At 46.2% G+C, this 24,952-nt stretch carries 27 protein-coding genes and 1 tRNA gene; 4 read left to right on the forward strand and 24 right to left on the reverse strand.

The annotated features are described in order from the left end of the window. Nucleotide 1: 1 nt before the first annotated feature. The 20 genes from Ga0451573_RS01475 to pxpB form a co-directional block, all read right to left on the reverse strand. Entirely contained in the window at nucleotides 2-1,024 is a 1,023-nt protein-coding gene (locus tag Ga0451573_RS01475) for a 4Fe-4S dicluster domain-containing protein (protein WP_231682092.1), read from the reverse strand. 20 nt (nucleotides 1,025-1,044) lie between these two features. Next, entirely contained in the window at nucleotides 1,045-2,007 is a 963-nt protein-coding gene (locus Ga0451573_RS01480; RefSeq protein ID WP_231682093.1) for a 4Fe-4S dicluster domain-containing protein, read from the reverse strand. 17 nt (nucleotides 2,008-2,024) lie between these two features. Next, nucleotides 2,025-2,462, reverse strand: coding sequence for a hydrogenase iron-sulfur subunit (locus Ga0451573_RS01485; RefSeq protein ID WP_231682094.1), 438 nt, complete (start codon nucleotides 2,460-2,462; stop codon nucleotides 2,025-2,027). After that, complete coding sequence (locus Ga0451573_RS01490) at nucleotides 2,453-4,441, reverse strand: CoB--CoM heterodisulfide reductase iron-sulfur subunit A family protein (RefSeq protein ID WP_231682095.1); 1,989 nt, start codon at nucleotides 4,439-4,441, stop codon at nucleotides 2,453-2,455. Before Ga0451573_RS01490 ends, Ga0451573_RS01485 begins: the two co-directional genes overlap by 10 nt. Before the next feature lie 41 nt (nucleotides 4,442-4,482). After that, nucleotides 4,483-5,346, reverse strand: coding sequence for a CoB--CoM heterodisulfide reductase iron-sulfur subunit B family protein (locus Ga0451573_RS01495; protein ID WP_269438027.1), 864 nt, complete (start codon nucleotides 5,344-5,346; stop codon nucleotides 4,483-4,485). Continuing rightward, nucleotides 5,346-5,936, reverse strand: coding sequence for a 4Fe-4S dicluster domain-containing protein (locus tag Ga0451573_RS01500; protein ID WP_231682097.1), 591 nt, complete (start codon nucleotides 5,934-5,936; stop codon nucleotides 5,346-5,348). Before Ga0451573_RS01500 ends, Ga0451573_RS01495 begins: the two co-directional genes overlap by 1 nt. A 586-nt stretch (nucleotides 5,937-6,522) precedes the next feature. Then, nucleotides 6,523-7,032 carry a CDP-diacylglycerol--serine O-phosphatidyltransferase gene (pssA, locus tag Ga0451573_RS01505; RefSeq protein ID WP_231682098.1) on the reverse strand — a complete coding sequence of 170 codons (510 nt, stop codon included), beginning with the start codon at nucleotides 7,030-7,032 and terminating at the stop codon, nucleotides 6,523-6,525. Then, complete coding sequence (locus tag Ga0451573_RS01510; protein ID WP_231682099.1) at nucleotides 7,022-7,666, reverse strand: phosphatidylserine decarboxylase family protein; 645 nt, start codon at nucleotides 7,664-7,666, stop codon at nucleotides 7,022-7,024. Before Ga0451573_RS01510 ends, pssA begins: the two co-directional genes overlap by 11 nt. A 70-nt stretch (nucleotides 7,667-7,736) precedes the next feature. Then, nucleotides 7,737-10,745 carry a helicase C-terminal domain-containing protein gene (locus Ga0451573_RS01515; RefSeq protein WP_231682100.1) on the reverse strand — a complete coding sequence of 1,003 codons (3,009 nt, stop codon included), beginning with the start codon at nucleotides 10,743-10,745 and terminating at the stop codon, nucleotides 7,737-7,739. Between the two features lie 189 nt (nucleotides 10,746-10,934). After that, nucleotides 10,935-11,444 (reverse strand): universal stress protein, encoded by a 510-nt coding sequence (locus tag Ga0451573_RS01520; RefSeq protein WP_231682101.1) that lies wholly within the window; start codon nucleotides 11,442-11,444, stop codon nucleotides 10,935-10,937. Between the two features lie 455 nt (nucleotides 11,445-11,899). Next, nucleotides 11,900-13,678 (reverse strand): sensor histidine kinase, encoded by a 1,779-nt coding sequence (locus tag Ga0451573_RS01525; protein ID WP_231682102.1) that lies wholly within the window; start codon nucleotides 13,676-13,678, stop codon nucleotides 11,900-11,902. Then, the gene (locus Ga0451573_RS01530) at nucleotides 13,675-14,373 is read right to left on the reverse strand and encodes a response regulator transcription factor (RefSeq protein ID WP_435052276.1); all 699 of its coding nucleotides are present in this window, start codon (nucleotides 14,371-14,373) and stop codon (nucleotides 13,675-13,677) included. The genes Ga0451573_RS01525 and Ga0451573_RS01530 overlap by 4 nt, the downstream gene beginning before the upstream one ends. 145 nt (nucleotides 14,374-14,518) lie before the next feature. Continuing rightward, a complete protein-coding gene (locus Ga0451573_RS01535; RefSeq protein ID WP_231682103.1) occupies nucleotides 14,519-14,725 on the reverse strand; it encodes an FmdB family zinc ribbon protein in 207 nt (68 codons plus the stop codon). A 79-nt stretch (nucleotides 14,726-14,804) separates the two neighbouring features. Next, entirely contained in the window at nucleotides 14,805-14,963 is a 159-nt protein-coding gene (locus Ga0451573_RS01540; protein WP_231682104.1) for a hypothetical protein, read from the reverse strand. A gap of 179 nt (nucleotides 14,964-15,142) precedes the next feature. Next, nucleotides 15,143-15,391 (reverse strand): hypothetical protein, encoded by a 249-nt coding sequence (locus Ga0451573_RS01545; RefSeq protein WP_231682105.1) that lies wholly within the window; start codon nucleotides 15,389-15,391, stop codon nucleotides 15,143-15,145. Then, on the reverse strand, nucleotides 15,349-15,552 hold the full coding sequence (locus tag Ga0451573_RS20200) for a 4Fe-4S binding protein (protein ID WP_353740059.1): 204 nt from the start codon (nucleotides 15,550-15,552) through the stop codon (nucleotides 15,349-15,351). Before Ga0451573_RS20200 ends, Ga0451573_RS01545 begins: the two co-directional genes overlap by 43 nt. Nucleotides 15,553-15,719: 167 nt before the next feature. Then, nucleotides 15,720-16,643 carry a thioredoxin-disulfide reductase gene (gene trxB / locus Ga0451573_RS01550; protein ID WP_231682106.1) on the reverse strand — a complete coding sequence of 308 codons (924 nt, stop codon included), beginning with the start codon at nucleotides 16,641-16,643 and terminating at the stop codon, nucleotides 15,720-15,722. Between the two features lie 20 nt (nucleotides 16,644-16,663). Beyond that, nucleotides 16,664-17,704 carry a 5-oxoprolinase subunit C family protein gene (locus Ga0451573_RS01555; protein ID WP_231682107.1) on the reverse strand — a complete coding sequence of 347 codons (1,041 nt, stop codon included), beginning with the start codon at nucleotides 17,702-17,704 and terminating at the stop codon, nucleotides 16,664-16,666. A gap of 1 nt (nucleotide 17,705) precedes the next feature. Beyond that, nucleotides 17,706-18,521: a 5-oxoprolinase subunit PxpA gene (locus Ga0451573_RS01560; RefSeq protein ID WP_231682108.1), complete on the reverse strand. Its 816-nt coding sequence runs from the start codon at nucleotides 18,519-18,521 to the stop codon at nucleotides 17,706-17,708. Continuing rightward, a complete protein-coding gene (gene pxpB, locus Ga0451573_RS01565; RefSeq protein WP_231682109.1) occupies nucleotides 18,502-19,197 on the reverse strand; it encodes a 5-oxoprolinase subunit PxpB in 696 nt (231 codons plus the stop codon). The genes Ga0451573_RS01560 and pxpB overlap by 20 nt, the downstream gene beginning before the upstream one ends. A gap of 375 nt (nucleotides 19,198-19,572) precedes the next feature. Here pxpB and Ga0451573_RS01570 point away from each other — a divergent pair, with 375 nt between their 5' ends. Both Ga0451573_RS01570 and pgsA read left to right on the forward strand, forming a co-directional pair. Further along, on the forward strand, nucleotides 19,573-19,785 hold the full coding sequence (locus Ga0451573_RS01570; protein ID WP_231682110.1) for a hypothetical protein: 213 nt from the start codon (nucleotides 19,573-19,575) through the stop codon (nucleotides 19,783-19,785). Nucleotides 19,786-19,910: 125 nt separating this feature from the next. Next, entirely contained in the window at nucleotides 19,911-20,429 is a 519-nt protein-coding gene (pgsA, locus tag Ga0451573_RS01575; protein ID WP_231682111.1) for a CDP-diacylglycerol--glycerol-3-phosphate 3-phosphatidyltransferase, read from the forward strand. 4 nt (nucleotides 20,430-20,433) lie between these two features. Here pgsA and Ga0451573_RS01580 read toward each other — a convergent pair whose 3' ends face one another. The 3 genes from Ga0451573_RS01580 to Ga0451573_RS01590 form a co-directional block, all read right to left on the reverse strand. Beyond that, on the reverse strand, nucleotides 20,434-20,772 hold the full coding sequence (locus tag Ga0451573_RS01580) for a nucleotide pyrophosphohydrolase (protein ID WP_231682112.1): 339 nt from the start codon (nucleotides 20,770-20,772) through the stop codon (nucleotides 20,434-20,436). 67 nt (nucleotides 20,773-20,839) lie between these two features. Further along, on the reverse strand, nucleotides 20,840-21,307 hold the full coding sequence (locus Ga0451573_RS01585; RefSeq protein WP_231682113.1) for a class I SAM-dependent methyltransferase: 468 nt from the start codon (nucleotides 21,305-21,307) through the stop codon (nucleotides 20,840-20,842). A 369-nt stretch (nucleotides 21,308-21,676) separates the two neighbouring features. After that, nucleotides 21,677-24,019, reverse strand: coding sequence for a protein kinase domain-containing protein (locus Ga0451573_RS01590; protein ID WP_231682114.1), 2,343 nt, complete (start codon nucleotides 24,017-24,019; stop codon nucleotides 21,677-21,679). A gap of 156 nt (nucleotides 24,020-24,175) precedes the next feature. Here Ga0451573_RS01590 and Ga0451573_RS01595 point away from each other — a divergent pair. Continuing rightward, nucleotides 24,176-24,250: transfer RNA gene (locus Ga0451573_RS01595), tRNA-Arg, on the forward strand. 50 nt (nucleotides 24,251-24,300) lie between these two features. Here Ga0451573_RS01595 and Ga0451573_RS19650 read toward each other — a convergent pair. Next, nucleotides 24,301-24,423: a hypothetical protein gene (locus Ga0451573_RS19650; RefSeq protein ID WP_269438028.1), complete on the reverse strand. Its 123-nt coding sequence runs from the start codon at nucleotides 24,421-24,423 to the stop codon at nucleotides 24,301-24,303. A 227-nt stretch (nucleotides 24,424-24,650) separates the two neighbouring features. Between Ga0451573_RS19650 and Ga0451573_RS01600 the strand changes: the two genes are divergently transcribed. Next, entirely contained in the window at nucleotides 24,651-24,950 is a 300-nt protein-coding gene (locus tag Ga0451573_RS01600) for an antibiotic biosynthesis monooxygenase family protein (RefSeq protein WP_231682115.1), read from the forward strand. Nucleotides 24,951-24,952: the final 2 nt, after the last annotated feature.

Consider the following 24,952-nt stretch of genomic DNA (forward strand, 5'->3'; position numbering starts at 1 on the left):
ATTAGCCAACCTCCTTTACTTTGTTGATGATTTGTGCAATGTCGAGGTTGACAGGGCATTTCTCAACGCAACGGCCACAGCCTACACAGCCAAAATCGCCGTAACGGTCAACAAAATACCTCAGCTTGTGCATAAAACGCTGGCGGGTCCGCTCCTTCTTACTGGGGCGCGGTTGATGCCCGCCGGCAGCCCTGGTGAAGTTGGCAAACTGACAGGAGTCTGCACAGCGATACCGGTATCCAATTGAACTCTGGTTGTTGAAGTCAACAATATCAAAGCAGTGGCAGGTCGGACATACAAAAGTGCAGGTCCCGCACCCGATACACCTGAGAGATTCAGTATCCCAAATGGGATGGTCAAACATGTTATCCAGTTTTTCCTTAACCCCTTCAAGGCTTATCTGCATCTGTTTTTCTTTGGCAGGAGCCACTGCCTTTTCCTTGGCAGCCGGCCCATTACCGTCATCGTCGGTAAACAGGCTGCTGCAAGAAGAGACCAAAGCCTCACCCTTTTCAGTCAGCACTTCTGCCAGGTATCTGTCACCAAGGTCGGTCAGCAGGATATCTGCTCCTTCAGCCTCACCCGGTGAGATCCCAAATGCGCCGCAGAAGCAGGTATGCCTGGCATCATTGCAGCTTAGAGCCACAATGGTGGTTTTGTTACGCTTATCAAGGTAATAGTCATCTCTGAACTCGGCATCAAATACCTTGTCGAGAAGCAGGATGCTCTTAACATCACAGGGCCTGGCCCCAAACAAAACCCTATTGGGGACTCCATCTACAGGTGTAATAGCCCATGACGGGTCAGTAGTATCGTATGTGAACATCTTCTCACTCTGAGGGAAGAAAAAGTCCTTTGGCGGCACCAGAGCATTCTGGTAATCCAGCACTACGCCTTCACCTGATTTAACAGGTTTAAATAAGGTAATCCCTTCACTTTGGATGGGGGCGATGAGCTGGTTGCTCTGAGCGAGCTTATCAAGCAGGCTTTTCACCTGGTCCTTTTTAATGGATTTATTCGCCATCTGTTAATCACCTCTCCATCCTACATGAATTCTTCGGGGTCTTCCAGGCGGTACTGTCCAAGTACGGAGCCGCCTTCTTCGGATGAACCCGGAGTAGCCATTTCAAATAATTCCTTGCAATCCTTGAGCAGTTTCTTGTTTAACAGTCTGATAGGGATATCCATGGGGCATACCCGGTCACACTCGCCGCAGTCAACACAGCGACCGGCAAGGTGCATGGCCCTGGTCAGGTGGAAAAGTTCATTTTCGGAAACATTCAGTTCCTTGCCAACCCAGTCAGGCTTAATAGCATCAAACACACATTCCCTGCAGGTACATCCCGGACAGGTATTCCGGCATGCATAGCAGCGGATGCAGCGTTCAAAGTGAGACAGCCAGAACTTGGCTTTCTCTTCAACTGACAAAGCTTCATATTTCTTAATCTCTTCGTAATCCTCCGGCTTAGGCGCTATCTCTATCTTATCACCCAGCAGATGGTCGGCAATAACCGGGTTATGGTTCTCACAGAGGGCACACTTGTCAAGCAAAACTTCACTCTTCTTGACAGTGAAATTACCCTTTGTCGTCTTAAGCTCCAGGTTATCACCTTTTTCATCCACATCAGTAAGCTGACCGGAAACATCGATTTTGGCTGCCAGTTTCTGATATGACATCTGTCCCGCACAGGGAATACCAAGGACAACAACTTTATCCCGCGGGATGATATTGTCCTGGGTCAGCCTGAATATACCGCGGGAATCACAGCCTTTAACCACAACGGCAATTTTGCCGTCAAAACCCTTTAAATCTGACAGGTATTTGGTCAGACCATTAACACAGAATGGGTTCCAAACTAATTTTTCAGCATCTTCGGGGGATGTTATAAATACCGGCTGGGTCCGCCCGGCCTCTGAACCGGTGCCGTACCCAATAACCATTTTAACTTCCTGGTCCTGTAATAACTTGGCCGCTGTTTTTCTAAGATTTTCAGTTACCTTGTTCATATGCACACCTCAACTCCCTATTCTTTTGCAAATCTCTTGTTCGGACCCAGGGCTTTAATCTGTTCTGTCATTTCCTTGGTGGTATCAGCCCATTTTTGGCCTTCCGAACCAGAGATCCAGCGTGCGTTAAAACGGCCAGGTTCATATCCAACATACTCCAGGAGTCGTTTCAGGACCAGAAACCTTCTCCTGGTATAATAATTACCACTAACATAGTGGCAGTCTCCCGGGTGTCAGCCACCTACGAGGACACCATCAATCCCCCTCTGAAATGCCCTCAGTACAAAGTGCGGGTTAACCCGCCCGGAACAGGGAACGCGGACAACCCTCATGGTTGAAGGATGCTGAAAACGGCTTACCCCGCATACGTCCGCACCTGCATAGCTGCACCAGTTGCATGCAAAACCGAGTATCTTTGGCTGCCAGTTTGACAGGTCTTTTTCGTTTACAGACATGCAGCATCCACCTCCGCAAGTAATTGTAGGTTGGTGAAGCCTTTAAGGTTAATGGAACCGGAACGGCATTCAGCGGTACAGGCCCCGCATCCCTGACAGAGACCGGAGTTTACGCTGGCAACCGTACGGGTAACAGTTTCACCATGAACTCTTTCTTGAATTTCCTTAGCCTCAATAGCCTTATATGGGCAAATTGGTTTACAGAGCAGACACCCGACACAGGTTGCCTCATTAACTGCTGCAATCTGCGGGTTGGTAGCCATCTGGTCTTTGGAGAACATGCCAACAACCTTGACAGCCGCAGCGCTGGCCTGGGATACAGTGTCAGGAACATCCTTTGGTCCCTGACAGCATCCGGCAAGGAACACACCTCCGGTATTTGTCTCCACCGGACGGAGTTTCGGGTGGGCTTCCGTGAACCAACCATCCTTGTCATATGAGAAACCAACCGTTTGAGCCACCTGAACGGCATCCGGACGGGACACCATAGCAGTCTCTACAACTACCATATCTGCCTCAACCTCAACACTCTTGCCAACCAGGGTGTCTTCACTACGGACAATAAGCTTACTGCCATCCTGATATATCTTGGATACCTGGCCGCGGATATACTTGGCTCCGTCCTGCTCCCTGGTCCGCATGTAGAATTCGTCATACAGCTTACCCGGAGTACGTACATCCATGTAGAAGACGTACACATCGGAGCCTTTGATTTTCTCGCGCACCTGGTGGGCATGCTTGGCAGTATACATACAGCAAGCTCTGGAACAGTATGACTTGGCTTTAAGGGTATCCCTTGAGCCAACACACTTAATAAATACAACTGTCTGAGGAGTCTCGCCATCTGAGGGACGCTTGATTTTGCCTCCGGTGGGACCACCAGCATTGACCAGACGCTCAAACTGCAGGCCGTCAATAACATCAGTAATGGTTCCCCCGCCATATTCAGGATAGTAATCTCCCCATTTAATCAGGTCAAAACCGGTGGCCATAACAATAGCCCCGAATTTTTCGGTTATCAGTTCGTCCTGGTCTTCATAATTGATTGCCCCGGCAGGGCAAACCTTGGCACAAACCCCGCATTTACCTTCGAGTAATTTCTTGCAGGATTTGTTGTCTATGACCGGCTTGTTAGGAACTGACTGGGCAAAGGGCTTGTAAATGGCAGTCCGCTGACCCATACCCTCATCAAACTCACTGGTTACCTTTTTGGTGGGACACTTGGTTTCACACATACCACAACCGGTACACTTGGAGTAATCAACATACTTAGCTCTCTTTTTAATGGTTACATCAAAATTGCCAATATAGCCGCCTACCGCATTAACTTCAGAGTAGGTGTAAAGCGTAATGTTCGGATGCTGCGCCGCAGCAACCATCTTTGGTGTGAGAATTCAGGCGCCGCAGTCAAGGGTCGGGAAGGTCTTGTCAAGCTGTGCCATCCTCCCGCCGATGGTGGCTTCCTTCTCCACAATAACAACCTGGTGGCCGGCATCAGCAATATCCAGAGCAGCCTGGATACCGGCAATACCGCCGCCGATAACAAGCGCACGCTTGGTTACCGGGATAAAGCTCTCATAGAGCGGTTCCAATTTGGCTACCTTAGCCACAGCCTTACGAACCAGATCCATAGCCTTCTGGGTTGCCCTCTCCGGTTCAGCAGAATGTACCCAGGCACAATGCTCCCTGAGGTTCGCCATTTCAACCAGATACGGGTTCAAGCCTGCAGTTTCAACAGCCTTCTGAAAGGTTGGCAGGTGCATCCGCGGTGAGCAGGAAGCAACTACCACTGCATCAATTTTGTGTTCTTTGATTGCCTGGATCATGGCTGCCTGTCCGGGTTCAGAACAAGTATACTTGTTCTCCTGGACGAAGGCTACACCGGGCAGGGTTCTGACAAATTCCGCCACTTTAGGAACCTCAACTACTCCCCCGATGTTGGAGCCGCACCAGCAAAGAAACACCCCTATTCTCTTCATTTGCATCGCTCCCCATAAAATAAGATTTTATTAGTTAAAATCTAGCTGATTTTAGCCATCAATAATTGGGTGTCGGTACAATGTCCGCTGTCAAGACCGATTTCCTGCGGCATCGACCCCATGGCATAAGCCATTAACTCTGTAAAATAAACCACCGGAATCTTATAATTGGTCTTAAACTTCTTGTTAATCTGTTCCATCCTCATATCAAGATTCATCTCACATACCGGACAGGCGGTAACAATCACATCTGCACCGGCCTTATAAGCCATCTCAACAACTTTTTTGCTCATTGACACCGTAGTGTCCACATCCTGGAAGATCATTGAGGCGCCGCAGCATTCGGTTTTGAACGGCCAGTCAACAGCCTCAGCGCCCAGAGCCTTCATCATGTCATCCATTAAATGCGGGTTTTCCGAATCATCAACATGAGCAACTTTTGGCGGTTTAACATAGTAACAGCCATAATATGAAGCTACCTTCAAGCCTTTTAAGGGTTTCTTCACCGTCTGGGCTATCTTATCCATACCAATAGCGGCAAGGAAGTCAATTATGGAAAATATTTTGCTGGTACCATTAATTTCTTCCTCAATAGCCCTGCTTATCTTGTCTTTCATTTCCGGACTGTTGTTGATTTCGTGGTTAACCCAGACCATCCTCTGCCAGCAGGCGGCACAAGGGGCCAAAACATCAAGGCCCTCTTTTTCAGCCTTGACCAGAGTTTTAGCCGGAATAGCCAGGCCGACAAGATGGCCCATACTATGGCCCGAACTGGCGCCGCAGCAAACCCAGTCCGGAATTTCCCATAATTCGACTCCCAGGTGCTTGCAAACCGCTTTCACGGAAAGGTCATAGGACGTTTCCATTGAATGGAGGGAACATCCTGGATAATAAGCGTATCGCATTAGTTCTCACCTTCAATCTTTTTGCAATTTTCGACAACTTTACGGATCTGGTCCGAATTCTTCATCTTCGGCGGAAATTTTGGCATTCTGAAAACAGCGCTTATCATCGCCGGAACACCGATGGCCAGGTCGGCAAACATAGTACCTGACTGCTTTAATTTCAGGGTTACAAATAATCCGGCCTCATATACGCGGCCATACTTTATAATGGAATTCATGAAGATATCGTGGAACACATTAGCATTATTAAAGCCCTCGGTAATACCGCGCTTTTTGGCCATAATACGGATTGTGTCCATAACTCTGGGGATATCAATATCCCTGGGACAGCGAGCTGTACATGTGGAACACAGGACACACGCCCAGATGGTCCTTGTCCTCATGACCTCTTCTTCCATCCCGAGCTGTACCATACGCATAACACGGTTTGGGGAAATATCCATGCCGCCGCAGATATGAACAGAACATCCGGCAGAACACTTCCCACACTGGTAGCACTTACGGACATCTACGCCGCATTCCTCAAAAACCCTGTCAGCGAAGTCGCCGTGTTCTCTTTGTTGTGCAGATAAATTTAACATAGAACTCATTACTCAACCCCTCTTTGTCAGAAGTAAATACCCGAATATCAGTGATGGACGGTTCCAACACCTCCTTAAAAAGGTTATAAAATGAATAAATTTCCATGTGAAAACTATAACAAAATTAAGTGATAAAATTACACAGTATGTCCTGTATAATTTTATTCTATGCGGGCCTTATAATTCCTTTTTCCATTTAAAAATTTTTCCGAAAATTAAATAAAATTGTAGACCCGCGTAATTCGTGCGTTCGCAATTAAAAAAAAGAGACCTGAAACATCTCTCTGAAGAACTTTTGAATTGGACAGTCACCATTCTGCCGGTCTCCCATAATATATATACAGATTCGGAATTATAAAGGGGTGAGAGGTCTTGCGAGTTTACTTTATCAGACTTCCGCAATTTGTCAGAAAAGCATTGATTAAAATATTTAATTAGCAATGATTTCGACACAAATCGCCACAACACCATCCGCAAACACATGCGGATAACAATCAATAAGGCGGGAAACGTTTCCCGCAACCTTCAGGGCTGTTAAAACCGTTATCACCTCAGACGGTTTTCAACAGCCTCATTATTTTGTATCCAAATTGTCTCAGTATTTCCGCACCTTAATATTGCTTACCATCAGGTAAGATAAGACAACCATGAGTACAGGATAAACCATTGGCGGTATAAATACTCTGTGTCCAATCAGTACAATAAGAGCCACCAAGCTTCCGGCAGCAGTTATGGGAACACCTATAAAATAGTCTGAAACATTTAATACATTAAACCTGGCCAGCCTGATAGCGCCGCAAAGGGCAAAGGCTATGCATACTATGAGTCCTGCAGGCCCAAAGGACTTCAGTTCAAGAGCATAGACCAGTATAGCCGGCGCAACACCGAAGGAAACCAGGTCAGCCAGAGAATCCAATTCCTTCCCGAAAGTAGAAGTTGCATCAAGTCGCCTGGCTACCCGCCCGTCCATGGCATCAAGAATCATAGCAAGCAAAATCATGGATGCTGATATGATATACTCGTCCTCCATGGTAAAAATCAGTGAGGTTATTCCCAGCAGCAGGTTGGATAAAGTAAACAGGCTCGGAATAAATTTAATGTTCATCTGTAAGCCTCCCAATAACTGTTTCCCCTCCAACAACTTTCTGTCCTTTTGCCACCAAAATATGGACATCTGTCGGGACAATCAACTCCGTACAAGAACCGAATTTGATGAGACCAAAGAGATCTCCCCTTGACAAGGTGTCATTATTTTCCACACAACACACGATGCGCCGGGCAATAAACCCCGTTATTTGGATAACCATTACCTTAAGAATATCATTTTCTATACCGACATAGTTCCTTTCATTAATTTCCGAAGCATGACTCTTGAAAGCAGGAATCATCTTGCCTGGCCTGTAACTGCGGTATTTGACAGTTCCGCTGATAGGAGACCGATTAAGGTGAACATTAAAAATCGACAGGAAAATAGTTACTTTTACAGCCCTGCTTTTCAGAAACCTGTCCTCATAAATCTCTGAAATATCCATGACGGTCCCATCAGCAGGTGACACCAAGACCCCTTCATCTGAAGGTATCCGCCTTTTGGGATTCCTGAAGAAGAAGGCCACAAACAAAAGTAAAATTCCCGGAAGCAACGCAACAGGTGGAAAAACATAAAGGGCAATTGCTGTCAAAATCCCCAAAACGGCAAGATACGGTGCGGCATCGCTTGCAATAATAAAGCTCTGTTTCATGTGACCCAAAGACCTCCTGAAAAATCAACTCATTACATTTTACCACCTTTTTATAAATAATAAAAGGGTTTTATGTCGTATCAGCATCCTCTGTTCTTTTCCTGCGCCATGATTCAAGCTGTTTCTCAATATCACCGGCATTTTCCAAAAGATTCCGAACCCTGAAGCCTGCGCGCTCACCGGTATGCCAGTCTGAGACTTTCTGCAGTACCGTCGGAGTGTCTCCTTTTATATGGGTCTTTATTGGCAGAGAACTCAGGAATTTCCGCCCATACCTTCTTGTCACCAGCCTGCAATCAAGAACAACCACAACGCCCTCATCCTCCTCGGTCCTGATAAGCCGTCCGAATCCCTGTTTAAGCTGAATAACGGCCTCAGGAACAGTAAACCCGAAAAAAGGGTCCCTGTTTTCCCTGGCAATCTTTTCCGTCCGGGCCTCAATAACCGGCGTATTTGGCGGTAAAAAAGGGAGCCTGACAATAATAACACACTGCAGCATGTCTCCCGGCAGGTCTATTCCTTCCCAGAAACTGCTGGAACCGTACAGGACACAGCACGGGTTTTTCCTAAACTCATTTGCCAGTCTGGTCCGCCCGCCATCAATGCGGTGCCCCAGAATAGTGATTCCTTCGGGCTCCAATTCCGGTCGCAGTTTGTGATAGGATTCCCGGAGCATTTTATGTGAAGTAAACAGGACTAGGGTCCGACCCCGAAATATCCGGGCAATATCCCTGATAACCGGGTTAATGAATTGGACGTATTCGGCTTCACATACAGAGGACGGGTCAGGAATGTCCCTGACAATACACAGGAGGGATTGACGCTCATAGGAAAATGGAGACTCAATAAGACGGGTAACTACCTTTTCTTCCGGGATCAGGGAAAGTCCCGTCCGTTCCATAAAATGATCAAATTTTCCGTCAACACTTATTGTTGCCGAGGTTAAAAGTATGCTCTTCTTGGTCAGAAAAAGGTTCTCACTCAATAACCTGCTGACCGTAACCGGGGCGCTGCGGAACTTCACCTCCGGTTTTTCTCCCCTTTGTACTTCCATCCAGTGCACGGAGTTTAATTCACCATCACAAAACAGATTCAGCTGAGAAATAACTTCCCTCAGGAAACCGCGCTGATATTCAATATCTTTGATGAGGGAGATGAACTCCTTGTGTTCACCTTCTTCGTCTTCCTTCTGCAGTAACCCAGCGATTTTCCCCAGTATCTTTTCCAGCAGAGACGCCCGGTAGGTGTAATTCTCCTTAATACTTGCATAAGCCTTCCATGACGCATCCTGTCTATGATGTTCCCGTATTCTGAGAACAGAGCAGTTATTATCAAAATTTTCATTACAATTACAGTCTACCCATTCTATGAAAAATTCTTCCGTTTCATTAACCGAGTCACAGTTCTTGCTGACCCGGTCCACGGCCTCATCGATAAACCCTCCGAGTTTCTCAGCAGAATCACTGAGTTTCCAGGTATAATTTTTTAATATCTGCCTCAGCAGAAATAACAGGCCAGGTCCCCCGCCCTTTCTAAAACTTCTATTCATTGATAACAGAAAGACCCTTAGAGCCGCGAGGCTGATTGTCCACCCCAGCTGCTGTGTAGCGCTGTCTTCCAGGTGGTGGGCTTCATCGATGACGAGATAATCGTAAGGAGGCAGCAGCTTATTCTGGACCTTGATATCAGCCAGCAGCAGTGAATGATTGACTACCAGCAGGTCTGCCGTTTCAGCCTGTCTTCTGGCCTTGTTTACGAAACACTGCCTGGCAAACCAGCGGCAGCCGGGACCAATACAGTGATCCTGCTCTGAATTTATCTCACTCCAGTACCTGGTCTGGTCAGGGGAGATGTTTAGTTCTGACCGTTCACCTGAAACTGTCATGGTCAGCCATACCAGTACTTTAAGGCAGAAAACGGTTTCCCGGTGATGGTATTTGTTATCACTGCCGGTATCACGTGGCTCTGCAGCATTTTTCAGCATCTCTTCCCAGCGCCTCAGGCAGATATAATTGTTCCGGCCTTTAACGAGCGCTGCTTTGAAATCGATTCCTGCAATGTCCCTTATTTGGGGAAGGTCCTTATTGAGCAGCTGCTCCTGTAAGTTAATAGTATGTGTGGAGACAACTACCTTGGTCCGGTCAGTTAAGGCCCAGACAACTGCAGGCAGCAGGTATGCCAGGGATTTGCCGATACCGGTGCCGGCTTCGACCAGAATGTGCCTGCCTTCCCGAAACCCGGCGGAAACTGTTCTCAGCATATCCACCTGGCCCTGCCGGTATTTGTATTTGGGATCATTCTTTGCAAAAATACCTTCAGGTCCCAGATATTCTTCCAGTCCTGCAAAAGCCGGTCCACGATATTTGCCTCCGGCTTTATCAGTAAACAGGCGGTCTGAACCCGGGTCGCCGGGATTCCTGTTTCCCGATCCGGAATCACTCATATAGGCATAGGGAACTCCTCTTTTCCGGTCCGAAAAACGAGTCGCAGTTTCGGTTAAATGCCTGCCCAAGATTTCCGCAAAGGTCGTTTGACAATTTCCGAGTACTTGAACAGCCCGAAACAGGATCTCATTGTCAAAGTGATCAAATAATTCTATACACTTTTTAAACGTTTCCCATGCTGCTTCGGCATCATCCAATGCCCTGTGAGAAACGGCGCTGCCTACCCCCAGAATCTGCCTGACAGTTTCCAAACGGTAACTTTCAGCCCTCGGCAGCACTGCCTGAACCAGGTCCAGGGTATCAAAGCTGGGGTTTAACAGCAAATACCCTGTCTTCTGCTGCAGGAAATTAATATCAAAGGATATATTATGTCCAAAGATTGGGCAGTCGCCGATGAAGTTCCACAACTTTCCGGCTTCCCCGGAAAGCGCCGGGGCATCTCTTAACATGTCATCTGTCAGGCCTGTCAGGGTCACAATCTGAACGGGAAGCTTTCTCCCGGGATTCAGCAGGGTATGAAACCTGTCAACAACCTCACCCTTCCTGACAGCTATGACCCCAATTTCAATAATTTCATCAGATTCAGGATTAAGTCCGGTTGTTTCAATATCCAAAAAAACGTAAGTATCTGCCATTAATTGTTTTCTCCCTGCTTCACTTTATATATTAGATTTTAACCCATTACCCGTATCAATGGCAACACTGACCCGGCTGAAACATTCGCAAGGGATAAATTTAGCTCTCCAGTCCGGTAAAAAATTTATACTTTCCTATACGTCCAGAAAAAAAATGACAGGTATATACCTGTCATTTTGTTAGAATTTCTATTTTTCTGTGCTGTCACGTGCTATGAGCACTGAACATGGCGCCAGCCTCATAACTGTCTCAGATACAGAACCAAGGGATATGCGGGACAAATCGGTTCTCCCGGATTCACCCAATACTATCAAGTCAACATTGTCCGCAATCGCAGCCTTGACAATATTCCTGGGTACACTTCCCCTCAGAATGGTGGTGTTTACCGTCACCCCGTTCTCCTGACCAAAGGCCTTGGCAACAGCAAGCCCTGCCTCACACGGGTGTACACCCCCAAAAAACTTTTTGCCCTTTAGTTCCTTAGGGATTTCAAAACTATCTTCGTTTCCCGATACATATACAGCCAGGATTTCAGCATTTACCTTTCTTGCCAGCCCAATAGAGAATTTAGTAGCTTTTATTGCTGATACCGACCCGTCAGTAGCCAGTAAAATCTTTTTAACAGGTTGGGGAACAGCGGTTATTTCATCCATGGTCATCCATTCTGCGCTTTTTTCCCTAACTTCATTCGTCTCCATTGTAACTCCCCCTTAACCCCATTCCCTTACCTTGCCCAGCCAGCTTCCTAAGAATATTTTAATTAATATACCTATGAATTTGAAAGGGTTTTCCGGCTAACCTGCAAAAATAAAAGGTGAACTGCCGTTTTGTTGCCTTATCTCCAAAATTAAACTAAGACTTTTTACTGGTAACCGGACAATAAATATGTGTAAAAGGTTATATGCCAGGTTAAATGGGTGTTTTGAGGGCTTAATATCACCTACATATGTAATATCAACACAATAAAAAGACATGCAGCAGCTAAATTCTCCATAGTTTACTGAAATGAAACCGTTAACCTTTGACTTTTTACAATTAAGAGAGTAACTATAGAAAATTTTTCAGTAAAGGTTTAGTATTTAAACATAATCAATGTCAAATACATGCTAAAACTCCTCTCCCTATTCTCTGCGGCTGTATCCTTGCGATACAGTCATATTTTTTTGCTTACCCCTTCATCATATATGTTCAGGCTGACTTTAAAAGTAGTCCCTCGCTCCGGTTCGCTGGTCACACTTACACTGCCCCGGTGAGCCTGAATAATATTTTTTACTATGGCCAACCCCAGACCCGTCCCCCCTGCCTCGTCCCTGGTTCTGGCCTTATCGGCCTTATAGAAGCGTTCCCATATCTGTTCAAGCTCTGATTCCGGAATTCCGGGGCCGGAATCCGTTACACTGATATCAACCCGGTCATGCCCGGTAACTGCGGAAACCCGAACCACACCCCCTTCGGGAGTGAACTTGGCTGCATTGTCCAGGAGATTGACCAAGACCTGCTGCAGCCTGTCTTCATCCCCCAATACCGGAGGCAGCTTATCCGGAACAGCTACGGTCATTTCTTTACCTCTTTCCGCAAAGAGCGGCCGCAGCCTGTCGGTAACCCTTATTATCAGTTCACTTAAGGATATCTTGTCAAATCTCATAGTCATGTTTCCAGTTTCCATCTGAGTAAGGTCCAGCAGGTCATTAACCAGCCTGCGCAGTCTAAGGGTTTCGTCAAGCAGGATATTTAGGTACTGCCCGCGCTCTTCCTCGTTCTCCGCCAACCCGTCAGCAAGGGCCTCCACATATCCCTGCAGCAGGCTTAAAGGGCTCCTGAGTTCATGGGAGACATTGGCCACAAACTCCCTCCGCAGCATTTCCAGCCTCTTTTCCTTGGTTACATCCTGGAGTACTGCCACAATTCCCCGGATGTTTCCATCCTGATTCCGCAGCGGAGCCAGCACAGCTTTAAGTGTCTTTTCCTCAAAAGGTATCTCACCTTTCATTTCCTTTTTCTCCGCCAATGCCTCCTGAAACATTTCCGCAACCATGGGAATGGCCGAAAGGTCATTAATATGCGGGGTTCCTGTCTCTGCTCTGAGTTTAAAAAGCTCCCTGGCAGGTGGATTGATCAACAAAACACTGCCATTGATATCAAAAGTGACCACTGCATCTGTCATACTCCTGATAATGCTTTCTAATTGGTCCTTTTCAGTTGACAGCGCTTCAATGTTCTTCTGGAGCTCAGCAGAAAGAAAATTAAGGGTGTTGCCCAATAGCCCCAACTCATCCTGAGATTCCGGGATTACCCGTTCCCGAAAATTGCCTCTGGCCATTTCCAAAGCGACTCTATTCATGTCAAGGACGGGTTTGGTGACTTTTTTGGAAAGGATAAATGCAAGTATCGTGGCCAAAATTATGGTGCCTACAGTGCCATACATAATAAACTTCTGAACAGTTTTTACCGTATCGGTTACCGGCTCAACCGGGGAATGCAGAAATACTGCACCGATTACCTGATTCTTTATTTTGATAGGTACTCCCACGGAAAGCACGGTCATCTCCAGACCGGGATATTCTCCCCTTTGGGTGACAATATCACCTTCCAGGATTCTTTCAACATCAGGGTACATTAGTTTATCTCCCCGATGCATGCCCCCGCCCTGAATAGTGCACGACCTGATAAGCCCTCTCCTGTCAGTAATCACAATTTTGGCATCTATGTACCGGCTTATCATCGTAAGCTCTTCCTGCCATTCCTGGCGATCCGGAGCAGATGCAATCATATCTGCAATTTCGGCGCCATTTCTAACCAGTTCCTGGGATTTAAGGGAAAAGTAAAAGTCACCAAAAAACTGGGATAAAAAGACACCCAGGAAAAACATTACCAGGATAATCAAAACCAATATTGCCAGCCATAATTTCCCTACCAGGCTGCGGTTGATCATTTGCCCACCTCAAATTTATATCCAACTCCCCAAACGGTAATCAAATAGGCTGCCGCCTCTCCGAAGCGGGATAATTTCTCTCTAAGTTTTTTTACGTGTGTATCCACGGTTCTCAGGTCACCATAGAAATCATAACCCCAAACGTGCTCCAGCAGCTGTTCTCTGGTAAAAACCCTGCCGGAGTTTTTGGCCAAAAAGGCCAACAATTCAAATTCCTTCGGAGTCAGGCTGATTTTATTGCCCTGGACATCAACTTCCCTGGCATCATGATTGATTACAAGCCCGGGGAAGGTCAGAATATTTCCGGGTTCACCGGGCTGTTTGGCGCCAACCCGCCTTAAAAGAGCCTTGACCCTGGCAACCAGCTCTCTGGGGCTGAAGGGCTTGACAACATAATCATCAGCTCCCAGTTCAAAGCCAAGTACCCGGTCAATTTCCTCGCCCCTTGCCGTGAGCATAATAACCGGTATATCATAATCCCTTCTTATTTCCCGGCATACCGTCAGGCCATCAACCTTTGGCATCATAATATCAAGAATAACCAGGTCAATTTCCGATTTTTTGAGGAGCTCCAGGGCACTCTCCCCGTCCCCGGCCTCAATAACTTCAAATCCTTCCCTGCCAAGGTACATTTTCACCAAATCCCGCATTTTCGGTTCATCGTCTGCCACAAGAATAATACCGTTTTTCAGCAAAATAAACACCTTCCTTCTTTCAAACCCGGATTATGTTTGACTAAATCAGAAAAGGCGCGCACCATTTACCTGGCATTGCGCGCACCGTTCATTTCCGGGTTATTTATCTTTCTTACAAAGGACTGCCAGTCCTTTAATGTCAGCCTCAGCCAAACATTGAGCCAGACCCGCACCCGGAGTCACACGAAGTTTTTCCCGGCGAGCCTTTAACCGTAACAGAAAATGGCGTCAAGACCTGTTTGACATTTGAAGTCCCACAGTCAGGGCACCTTACCTTATCTCTTTCGCTTATCGATACCCTGACGGTAAATTGACTGTCACAGCTCTTGCACCTGAAATCATAAGCCGGCATAATTACACCCCCAATGTTATGTTTTCCGGTTGTGCAAATTATATAAAACTATACTCCAAAAGTCAATAAAGGAAAGTATTCAGGCCACCGGCATAATCCCCTTTTTGTCCAGCTCCTTTACCAGGTAGCTGTATGAGATACTGCCCATCCACAATGGTATGCCATCAACAGCAACCAGGGGCAGAGAAGAAACCGGTTTTTCTTTTATAACTGCCCGGGCCCGGGGATATCCTGCCATCTCCTCTTTGTCCTGAATATCAATATACTGTATGGATACCTGTTGGCCATACTTTGTGTTTAAAATCTCCCGAAAAAGCGCCGTGATCTCCTCCTGAGACCGTGATGACCCTCAACCGCCGCCAGAACAGCTATCAAACAGCCGGGACCCAAATACCTGAATTTTTACCTTTTGACTCATTAAGCGCCACCTCCCTGCTTCAGAACCCGTGGGGATCCCACATCTTTATGAGAGCGGAGTTTCCGAAGGTTCTCAATCTCATCTTCAATTCTTTCCATTTCCTCAATCATCTGCGGCTTAACCGAATGTGCAGGCCACCTCTGTTTCAGATCTCTCAATTGGTTTTCCAGTTCTGCCAGCTTTTTATCATCATCCATAATTGTTTTCAAACCATAATCACAGCCTTTGAAGGGCAATGTGTTATACATTTGCCACAGCCCTGGCAAAAGGAATTAATGTAATATGGTTCATCTGGTTCTTCCTGCTCAATGGCCTTGGCAGGACAAGCCTCACGCGCCATGCACGACCTGCATATTTTACATCTGTCCGGGATTACTACCGCTCTTTTCTCCATCATTATCATTCCCATCTGCTAACGCCTGCCCATACCCCCAGGGGGTATTTATTTATCATTTTAAGCTTTTTCCGGAAAAATGTCAACAACAGTTTACAAAAATGGGGCAGATGTATTCCGGAAGGTGAACTCTGTCGTCCATCCGGCCTATCTGCCCCTAACTCTCTTCTTTGAGAGTCTCTTTACTTCAAGTATTCGATATACTCTTCAGCTGACACTGCAGCCACGGCTCCGTCAGCGACGGCTGTGACCACCTGACGCAGCGGCGTCTGGCGTACGTCACCTGCCGCGAACACTCCCTGCCGGGATGTCTGCATCTTGGCATCAGTAATGATGTAACCCCGTTCATCGGTATCTACAAAGCCCTTAAAAAGCTCTGTTGAAGGATCTTTACCGATGTATACAAAGACCCCGTCAACAGCAACGGCTTTTTCCTCACCGGACTTAATATTTTTTACCTTTACAGCTTCAACCTGTTCATTCCCCATCACATTTGTGACCACAGAATCCAGGATAAATTCTATCCGGTCATTAGACTGGGCTTTTTCCTGCAGTACCTTGGTAGCCCTGAGCTCATCCCTGCGGTGAATGATATAAACCTTCTCCGCGAATTTTGTCAGGTATATGGCTTCCTGAACTGAGGAATCCCCTCCGCCGACCACCGCTACTTTTTTCCCCTGGAAAAACGCCCCGTCACAGGTGGCGCAGTATGACACCCCGCGTCCCCGGAACTCTTCCTCCCCGGGAATACCCAGGGGTCTGGAAAGCGCCCCTGCTGCAATTATTACTGTTTTGGTGGTCAGGTCCCCATCAGAAGTCTTTACCTGATACCCCCCGGCAGGCATCTCGGCAACTGACAGCACATCGGTAAATTTGGGCTCAACCCCAAAACGTCTGGCCTGAATATCCATATTCATCACCAAATCGGGACCGGGTATCCCTTCAGGAAATCCCGGGTAGTTTTCAATCATATCAGTTGTGGAAGCTTGGCCTCCCGGCATCCCCCGCTCTATCAGAACGGTTTTCAGTTTCGCTCTGGCTGCATAAAGACCTGCCGACAAGCCCGCCGGCCCGCCGCCAATAATTACTGCATCATAATCATTCATAATGTCACACTCCTGTCCTGTTATTTGTTATAGCAAAGGTTTTGAACCTTTATGGTCACTTTATACCGGTTCTCTCCGGTGTTTTGGTAAAACTCGGTTTGTGGAGCCCTGTCCATGACCTCAGCTTCTTTATACTTATCATTTAATATTTTTAGAGCTGTAGGTACATCTGTCTCCAAAAATTTTATTGCATCCCCCGGTACAGCCTGAGCCACCTTCCACAGGTCAGCAGCAATGATACAACCAATCTGAGGATATCCTCCGGTGGATTGGGCATCATGCATCAGAATAACCGGTTTCCCTGTCGGCAGCACCTGGATACTGCCAGGAGTTACCGGAAAGGACTCTGTCAATGCCTCTGTCCGGGAAACAACTAGATTGTTACCCTCCAGACGGCAGCCCATCCTGTCGGACTGCCCGGTTACCATATATTCTGTGTCAAATAGTTTACGGTATACTAATTCTGAAAATAGGCCCCGGTCAATACCGGGTACAGCCCTGACGGTAATTCTACCGGCATATACAGGTCGTCTGTTTACAGGATATCTTTTTCCAAGCATGTTTTCAAGGGATAATTTTTCGATTTCAGGACCGTTTCTAACCGGTAAGCAGTCCCCTTTTGCCAGGAGCCGCCCACCGTGGCCGCCAAATCCCCCGGTCAAAAAGGTGGACCGGCTTCCCATAACAGGCGCAGTATCAATTCCACCGGCAAATGCCAGGTAAGTCCGGCACCCCTTCCTGCGATAACCAAAACTAAGCAGATCACCCGCACTGCAGAGAAAACTTTCCCACATGGGGGCTTTCCTGCCGAATATCCTGGGACTCATGTCTGCACCTGTCATGGCAACAATACAATCTTTGCTAAATAACAGACCGGGGCCTGCCAGGGTCATCTCCAGGCAAGCCGCACCAGGCTCATTACCCACAAGTCGATTGGCAGTAATCAGAGCCCAACAATCGGCTGCACCGGAAACCGGTACCCCCAGATGTCTATATCCAAACCTGCCCAGGTCCTGAACTGTCGTCAGGAATCCCCGGTGAATTACTTTAGCAGCAAACATTTCAACCACCCAATAATTGTGATATCTTGACCACACCAATATTGTTTTCTGCCAGCGCCCTGCGAATTTCCTTTAAAGCAGCTAACGCTTCGGGATTGTCACCATGAACACAGACACTGTCCACATTTAAATCTATTTCATTTCCACCTACAGTAGTAATTTTTCCTTCCCTGGCCATCATTACTACCTGTGCTGCAGCCCTGACCGGGCTTTTGATTAAAGCATTTCCTCCGGCCCTGGCGACCAGAGTCCCATCGTCATTATAGTTACGGTCAGCAAATCCTTCCCTGATTACTATCATTCCCTGTTCCTCTGCCAACCGTGCAATTACGGACCCCGCGGGAACCATCAGGGGCAGTCCGCCCAAACCTGCGGCAGCCTCGAGTACAGCTGAAGCGGTAAGAGAATCAACCGCCGCAGTATTATAGAGCGCCCCATGTGGCTTGATATATTCCACTCGGCCTCCCAGGGAACCGGCTATTGCTGCAAGGGCGCCTACCTGGTAAATAATCATGTTTTTAATTTCGGAAAAGCTGTATGTGATTGCCCTCCTGCCAAACCCCTGCAGGTCAGGATAACCGGGATGCGCTCCAATAGCCACATCATTCCGTAAACATAAGCTTACCGTCTCATGCATTTGTTCAGGACCGCCGGCATGAAATCCACAGGCAATATTGGCAGAGGTTACCAGGCCGATAATTTCCCGGTCCTGGCCAAAGCTGTATATGCCAAAACCTTCTCCCAGATCACAGTTTATATCTATCGAAGGCATCCATATCACCCCGTTCTTCCCGCCATTATGTTCCCATTCTGACAAAACGCACCCTGTCACCCGGTTTCAAAAGACAAGGTTCTGCCCTTTCAGGGTCAAACATTTTCATTTCAGTCCTGCCGATGATATGCCAACCCCCAGGGGAATCATAAGGATAGATCCCTGTCTGGTATCCGGCAATAGCCACTGAACCCGCCGCCACTGTTCTGACCGGAGTCGCTTTGCGAGGCAGGACAATTTTAGCAGAGAGGCTCCCCATATAAGGAAACCCCGGTAAAAAGCCAATTGCCCAAACGTTATAAGTCTTTTGACAATGTTCGCAGATAACTTCTTCAGGGGTCATGGCGAGAACTTCTGATACTGCCTGAAGGTCGGGACCATACTCACCTCCATACCGGACAGGAATGGACACCGCTGCGGTTTTTGCCGGGATAGGTCCGGCCTCCCGGGTTAAGCGCCTGCGGATAAAGTCTTCAGCTTCAACAGGGCTGATTAATACAGGATTATAGTATACCCCGATACTGCTGAAACATGGCACAATATCCGTTATCCACAGAGGTCTGTCACGGGACAGGCAAAGATAGTCCCGCTCTATTCCGGCAGTTTCCCGTTGGATCCTATCCTCATCCTGAGGTAGTGCGGAGAGACCGCTTTTTGTCTGTTTTGGCCCATATAATATGACTAAGGCGCTGTCCCCCATAAACCTGATCTCTATGTTCATTTATCCACCAACTTAATCTGAGCATGTAATAAATTAATCTCTGCATATTGGAAATTAATCTCTGCATATTGGAAAAAAAATACCCCTTGACGTGATCCCGCCCAAGGGGGTTAAAGTCTTTTTCATTTTTCGGCATATGGCTTTCACTATTTTTGAGAATAATTTTCAGCAGGCATCAAGCCAACATCTGTGATGTCTTTTCCACACTTGGGACAAATCCACTGGGCGCCTATGTAAGCAGAATAAGAATATTCATTACAATACGGGCACAGCTTGGCGTTCACTCATGGTCACCACTTTCCATTAAAAATATGTTTGAGTGTATAATAATATCTCCCCTAAACCAGATTATATGTTTGAGGGAGGTGATTGTCAATGCCTGAAGAAAATTTTGTAAAATACGGGGGCATAAAATTTACCAACAATGTATCCCCTTCTAAAATTAATGAGTATGTAAGCAAACTGCCTGAAAATGAACGTCAATCCCTGTTCCGGGTGGTTAGAAAACTTGACGGTGAAGGCCTGATATCACTTGATGACAGCGAACTTACGACAATTGATGATGAAACCATCGACTGGCAGGATTAATTTAAGCCTACCCTTAGAGAAATAATTAAGGGTAGGCTTAAATTTGTCAAACTTGTACAAAACCGTTTTGCACATCAGCAGTCTTTTGTTTTATAATAGTATTACAATTAAAAAGGAGACAGAATATGATTAATCTACCAAATATGATAACTGTTGTCAGAATACTGCTGGTTCCGGTTTTTCTAATAGTGTTCTGGGCTGCCGGCCCCCACCGCGTGCTATGGGGAATGTTAATATTGGCGGTGGCAGGAATAACTGATGTAATTGACGGTTATCTGGCCAGAAAACTGCATATGGTAACACCTCTGGGTAAAATCCTTGATCCCCTGGCAGATAAACTCATGGTAATATCTGTGATGACCTCATTGTTTATGATTGGAAGGTTTCCTTTTTGGCTGGTGGTCTTGGTAATAGTTAAGGAATTGCTTCTGGTGACCGGAAGCTTATTCATGGTGATCAGGAAACACCTGCAGGTAAGCGCCAACTTCTACGGTAAAGCTGCCACAATTGCCATTTATGCCGCCCTGTTTTTCAGCGCTTTTAAAATTACAGGAGCTTCCCTGGTAACTGTCCTTGCCGGAATTATATCAGTTATAGCCCTGAGTAATTACGCCCTGAGTTTTGCCCGCCGCCGTACATATTAACCGGCTATTTCCGGCTGCTGTCTGATTCACTTTTTCGTGTCCATCGCTCAGAATCCCGCTGCCGGTATTTTTCCATCATTTCTTGGAAGGCTGTTTCCAAATCAAGCTCCAGTGAATTAGCCATACAGATAATAATGAAAAGTATATCAGCCAGTTCCAGAGCCAGGCTGCCTTCTTTTTCACCTGCTTTTTTGGTTTTTTGTCCATAAATATGATTTACTTCCCGGGCCAGCTCCCCGACCTCCTCAGTCATTCGGGCCAGCATTGAAAGAGGATGCCAGTAGCCTTCCTCAAACTGTCCGATCCATTGATCAACCTCCTGCTGCATATCCCTGACTTCCACAACACTACCTCCCCAGACATATCGTTAACAACATGGTAAATCACTCCGGCTCTTTTGTAAACATTTCTTAGTGATATGCTCCAAGGTATTTGTACAATGCTATCATGGTATACCTACCACGTTGGTCATGAATCCTGGCAAACCCCCGGGGTACTATCAGCAGATCCAGTTCCCTGAGGGTTAATCCCCTGGTCTCCACAAGGAAATACCCTCCCCTGGACATATTAGCAGCAATTGTATCCATTACTTCTATTCTCTTGTTTGAGTCTATCAGGTTTAGGACAAAAGTACATATGGCTATATTTGCATCCAGGCTAAGGTCTTTTAATTCATCTGCAAATAAAAGGCTTAGCCTTGGCAAAGCTTTGCTTTTAATCCTCCCGGGCAGGTCAACAGCATAGACTTTATACCCTCTCCGGTGCAGATAAATAGCATTGCGGAGATTCCCTGATCCGTAGTCGAGTACGGTCTTATTCTGGAGGCTCTCAAACAGAGGAAGATATCGGGACAGACTGCTGGCAGGCACCGTTAACATAAAACCACCCGCTTTTGTAACATCTTTTTATTTTTTATTCTTTTAAAATCTACCGGACAATATACCCGAACATTGGTTATTGTATTCTATCCCAAAATTCCCGCAGAGGTTACGCCGAAACAAAAGTATGAGCTCAAAGGCAGCCCTCAATTTTGCTGGAACAGCTTAATGTAAAGGACTGCATTGTTCTTGAACATAAAAATGTTATCAGATAGGGGTAGATGTGTTCCGAAAGGCGGTGTCTGTCGTCAACCGGTCCAAACCCACTTTTGTGGGTTTGGTTAACCGGTTGAGACGTAGCCCGCCGTAGGAATACATCTACCCCTATATTAATCAACAATTTTGCGTCTCAAAAACAATGCAGGCCTCTTACCACTCAATATCGAAAACGTAAGGTTCCTGTCCCATAAGGACATCATTGGTGGATCCCAGGCTAACCATAGCTGCCCCTTTCTGGCTGTCCATGGGTTCCAGGAATATCACTCCCCGGGCTTCCTGCTTAGGCTGCAGCTGAACTATTGAAAGAAATCCCTGACCATAATAACTATTTTTCAGTTCTTTAAACTCCTGTCCATCCTGTTTGCCGATAGTGTTTGTCAACACCAGGAGTTCATCCGAACTACCCGTATTTTCCATCTGTACATAAAGCCTTGTTTCCCGCTCGGCAAATTCGACCTTTTCCAGATGAACGACCTTATTGTTTTGGGTAACGGTTTTGTCAGGGTAAATTGTATACTTTGCCGGGGCAAGTATTGACCACGGGTCTTCAATACCTTCCACTTTATCAGCAACAATAAGCGGTACCTCTTCATTTTCGTTCACTTTCATAACATGTTGGATGCTGCCTGTAATTTCAATAAAATTGGAAAACTGCAACACTGAGTGAGGCAGGTTATAACTAACGATAATATCCCTGGTTCGCACTTGGCCGCCAACTCCTACAGATACAGTAAACTGAGTATTGTTTTTATCTATTTCTACCAGCTTTTCAATTCTGCCGACAAGATTAACCGGAAGTCCCATATAGAGTTTAGGGTTATCAAACAACAACTGCAGGTTTTCGTTGTTAAACCCGTATTGTTTAGTAAGCAGTACATCCTGTGAAAGCTGCCTGGAATCTTTAAATCCTTGAACTGCCAGAATACCTGCAAACACAAGCAGACTTATCAAAGTAATGGTTGTAAACACCTTGCGTTCCGACCTGAAAGCTGCCCTGATATGCCTGGGGAGGTATTTAAGCCATTTTTTCCGGCCGACTTTGACCGCTAACCTCCCTGTATCCAGTATTTCTTCAATTGCTTTCAGCATTTCAGCCACATTTTTGAACCGGTCCTCGGGATTTTTCTCCAGAGCCTTTAGAATTACGGACTCCATATCACCGGTTAATTCTTTATTGTAACGCCCCGGAGGCTCAGGTTCCAAATGGGTGATTTTCTTTATGATTTCTCCGATGTACTCTCCGTCAAAAGGTAACCTTCCGGAAACCAGGTAATAGAGAAGCACACCCAGAGCAAAAATATCACTTTTTTCGGTTACCGGCTGCCCGGCAATCTGTTCCGGTGACATGATTATTGGAGTTCCGGCGCCTGTACCTTCCAGGGTAAGTTTGGTGGAATTCTGTATTTTAGCTATCCCAAAATCAGCGACCTTTACCTCGCCATCATGAGAAATCAGGATATTAGACGGTTTTAAATCCCGATGCACAACCTGTTTTTCATGTGCATAGGAAACCCCGGAACAGATATTCTTCATAATCTCAAAGGCCACGGTCACAGAAATATCATTGCTTTTTACATATTCATCCAGGGCTTGTCCTTCAATGTACTCCATGATAATGTGGAGTTCACCTGACTTTTCATAGTAGTCATATACCCCTACAATATTATCGTGTTTCAATTCTGAAGCTATCTGGGCCTCACGATAAAAACGGCTTATTGTGCTGTGTTCGGACCGGTTTAAAAGGGAAACCCGCTTGACAGCAATTTCCCGATCAACTTTAAAATCAAAGCCACGGTAAACTGAGCCAAAACTACCGCGGCCAATTTCTTCAAAAAGTTCATAGCGGTCGGCAGAGCTTTCACTAAACTCCTGCAGCTTGTCCACCGAATAATATACAGTCTGGTCCCTCTGGTCTTCGGGGACAACCAGTTCAGCCATCCCGTGAATTTCTTCGTCGGTATATTCCGCTCCCTCTCTGCGGTTAATAAATTCAACAAGCTCTGCCAATTCCAGAATCTTTACCCTGCCGATATAACCCGGCTTGGTGAACTCCATTTTAGATATGTCGATATCCTCGTGAACAAAGACAACAACAGGATAAACCTTGACATTCATTTTATGATCTTTTTCGTAAGCCCACCGGGAACCAATATAAGACTTAACCACCTTGGCATACTGGTGAACCTGATTGGCAGGATTGCCAATCTTCACCTTGGAGCGTTTGCCTGATTTGCGCCTTTCCTGAACCCAGTTACCCATTATCCCGCCTTGAATCTGTCCCTGCATATTTTTGGTCTCAACTACAAAAACACCGTTTGGGCCTATCACAATATGATCAATATCATAGGTAGCCCCATGATAGTAAATTCTTGGGGAATTAAGAATAACATACCGGTCCGAAAGATTCTCAGCAAGAAAAGCGGACACCTTTTCTTCCCCAGGCTGCCCGTAAACCCCTGAAATTATTGAGACTTTTTTCAGAACATTACCCATGCTGTTCCCACCATTACCAGATTTGTCATAAATGTCAGGTATAAGTCCCAAACTGTTCAAGCATTCTACATTCTGCTGTATAAATCCTCCTTGGTATTTTTCCCATCTTGACATTACCCATGATTTCAGGTATATTAATTATTGTTCTATTAAAATGCGCCCGTAGCTCAGTGGATAGAGCACAGGTCTCCGGAACCTGGAGCGTAGGTTCGATTCCTACCGGGCGCACCATAAACTAACCAAAACATAATTCAACCATAAAAGCGCCTTTACGGCGCTTTTTATGTTATATCTGCCAATTCCTCATTTTTTCCTCCCCATCCTCCATTTTCCTCCGGTTCACGGCCATTGATGGATTCAAGGCCAATGTCTTCAAGAATCCGGTCAATAAGTTCCTTAAGCATTCTCAATTCCTCCATTCTGCTGATAGAATGTCATTTAGCCCATTCAATCAGTATTTGTTACAGACAAAATATCATATGCATTTCCCTCAATAATTATGACACAATCTTTTTTTTTGCAGCTCACTATATTTCCATAACAAAAATAACACATGGACGAATGCCCTGAATACAATATATCATGCCGGTAAGATGCTGTTACGCCGGCTAGATTAAAAGGAGGTTTTTGGGTGTTAATAGTCATTGCCAGAATAAAAACACGCAGCGGCCGTATTGATAAAATAGTACCCCTGCTGCAGGAAAACACTGAACTAGGAACAAGTAAACAGGGACACATCAGCAGTTTTCTGGCTAAAAGCACTGAAAGTGAAAATGAGCTTCTGGTATATTCCCTCTGGGAGAATGAGTCCCTCTATGAACAGGCAAAAAAAGAAATCAAAAAAGACCCCCGGACCAAAAAAGCGATGCTTCAGCTGCTAATCCACCTGTCCGGGGAACCCGCTATTGAAACTTTTACCGTTATTTCATAAGA

This window comes from Phosphitispora fastidiosa, from assembly GCF_019008365.1.
Lineage (GTDB): Bacteria > Bacillota > Thermincolia > Thermincolales > UBA2595 > Phosphitispora > Phosphitispora fastidiosa.

Bases quoted from the DNA above. Each gene is read 5' to 3' on its own strand.
- Ga0451573_RS01475 (WP_231682092.1), bottom strand. From the start codon at position 1,024: ATGGCGAATAAATCCATTAAAAAGGACCAGGTGAAAAGCCTGCTTGAT.
- Ga0451573_RS01480 (WP_231682093.1), bottom strand. From the start codon at position 2,007: ATGAACAAGGTAACTGAAAATCTTAGAAAAACAGCGGCCAAGTTATTA.
- Ga0451573_RS01495 (WP_269438027.1), bottom strand. From the start codon at position 5,346: ATGCGATACGCTTATTATCCAGGATGTTCCCTCCATTCAATGGAAACG.
- Ga0451573_RS01500 (WP_231682097.1), bottom strand. From the start codon at position 5,936: ATGAGTTCTATGTTAAATTTATCTGCACAACAAAGAGAACACGGCGAC.
- pssA (WP_231682098.1), bottom strand. From the start codon at position 7,032: ATGAACATTAAATTTATTCCGAGCCTGTTTACTTTATCCAACCTGCTG.
- Ga0451573_RS01510 (WP_231682099.1), bottom strand. From the start codon at position 7,666: ATGAAACAGAGCTTTATTATTGCAAGCGATGCCGCACCGTATCTTGCC.
- Ga0451573_RS01515 (WP_231682100.1), bottom strand. From the start codon at position 10,745: ATGGCAGATACTTACGTTTTTTTGGATATTGAAACAACCGGACTTAAT.
- Ga0451573_RS01520 (WP_231682101.1), bottom strand. From the start codon at position 11,444: ATGGAGACGAATGAAGTTAGGGAAAAAAGCGCAGAATGGATGACCATG.
- Ga0451573_RS01525 (WP_231682102.1), bottom strand. From the start codon at position 13,678: ATGATCAACCGCAGCCTGGTAGGGAAATTATGGCTGGCAATATTGGTT.
- Ga0451573_RS01535 (WP_231682103.1), bottom strand. From the start codon at position 14,725: ATGCCGGCTTATGATTTCAGGTGCAAGAGCTGTGACAGTCAATTTACC.
- Ga0451573_RS01540 (WP_231682104.1), bottom strand. From the start codon at position 14,963: ATGGCAGGATATCCCCGGGCCCGGGCAGTTATAAAAGAAAAACCGGTT.
- Ga0451573_RS01545 (WP_231682105.1), bottom strand. From the start codon at position 15,391: ATGTATAACACATTGCCCTTCAAAGGCTGTGATTATGGTTTGAAAACA.
- Ga0451573_RS20200 (WP_353740059.1), bottom strand. From the start codon at position 15,552: ATGGGAATGATAATGATGGAGAAAAGAGCGGTAGTAATCCCGGACAGA.
- trxB (WP_231682106.1), bottom strand. From the start codon at position 16,643: ATGAATGATTATGATGCAGTAATTATTGGCGGCGGGCCGGCGGGCTTG.
- Ga0451573_RS01555 (WP_231682107.1), bottom strand. From the start codon at position 17,704: ATGTTTGCTGCTAAAGTAATTCACCGGGGATTCCTGACGACAGTTCAG.
- pxpB (WP_231682109.1), bottom strand. From the start codon at position 19,197: ATGAACATAGAGATCAGGTTTATGGGGGACAGCGCCTTAGTCATATTA.
- Ga0451573_RS01570 (WP_231682110.1), top strand. From the start codon at position 19,573: ATGCCTGAAGAAAATTTTGTAAAATACGGGGGCATAAAATTTACCAAC.
- pgsA (WP_231682111.1), top strand. From the start codon at position 19,911: ATGATTAATCTACCAAATATGATAACTGTTGTCAGAATACTGCTGGTT.
- Ga0451573_RS01585 (WP_231682113.1), bottom strand. From the start codon at position 21,307: ATGTTAACGGTGCCTGCCAGCAGTCTGTCCCGATATCTTCCTCTGTTT.
- Ga0451573_RS01590 (WP_231682114.1), bottom strand. From the start codon at position 24,019: ATGGGTAATGTTCTGAAAAAAGTCTCAATAATTTCAGGGGTTTACGGG.
- Ga0451573_RS19650 (WP_269438028.1), bottom strand. From the start codon at position 24,423: ATGCTTAAGGAACTTATTGACCGGATTCTTGAAGACATTGGCCTTGAA.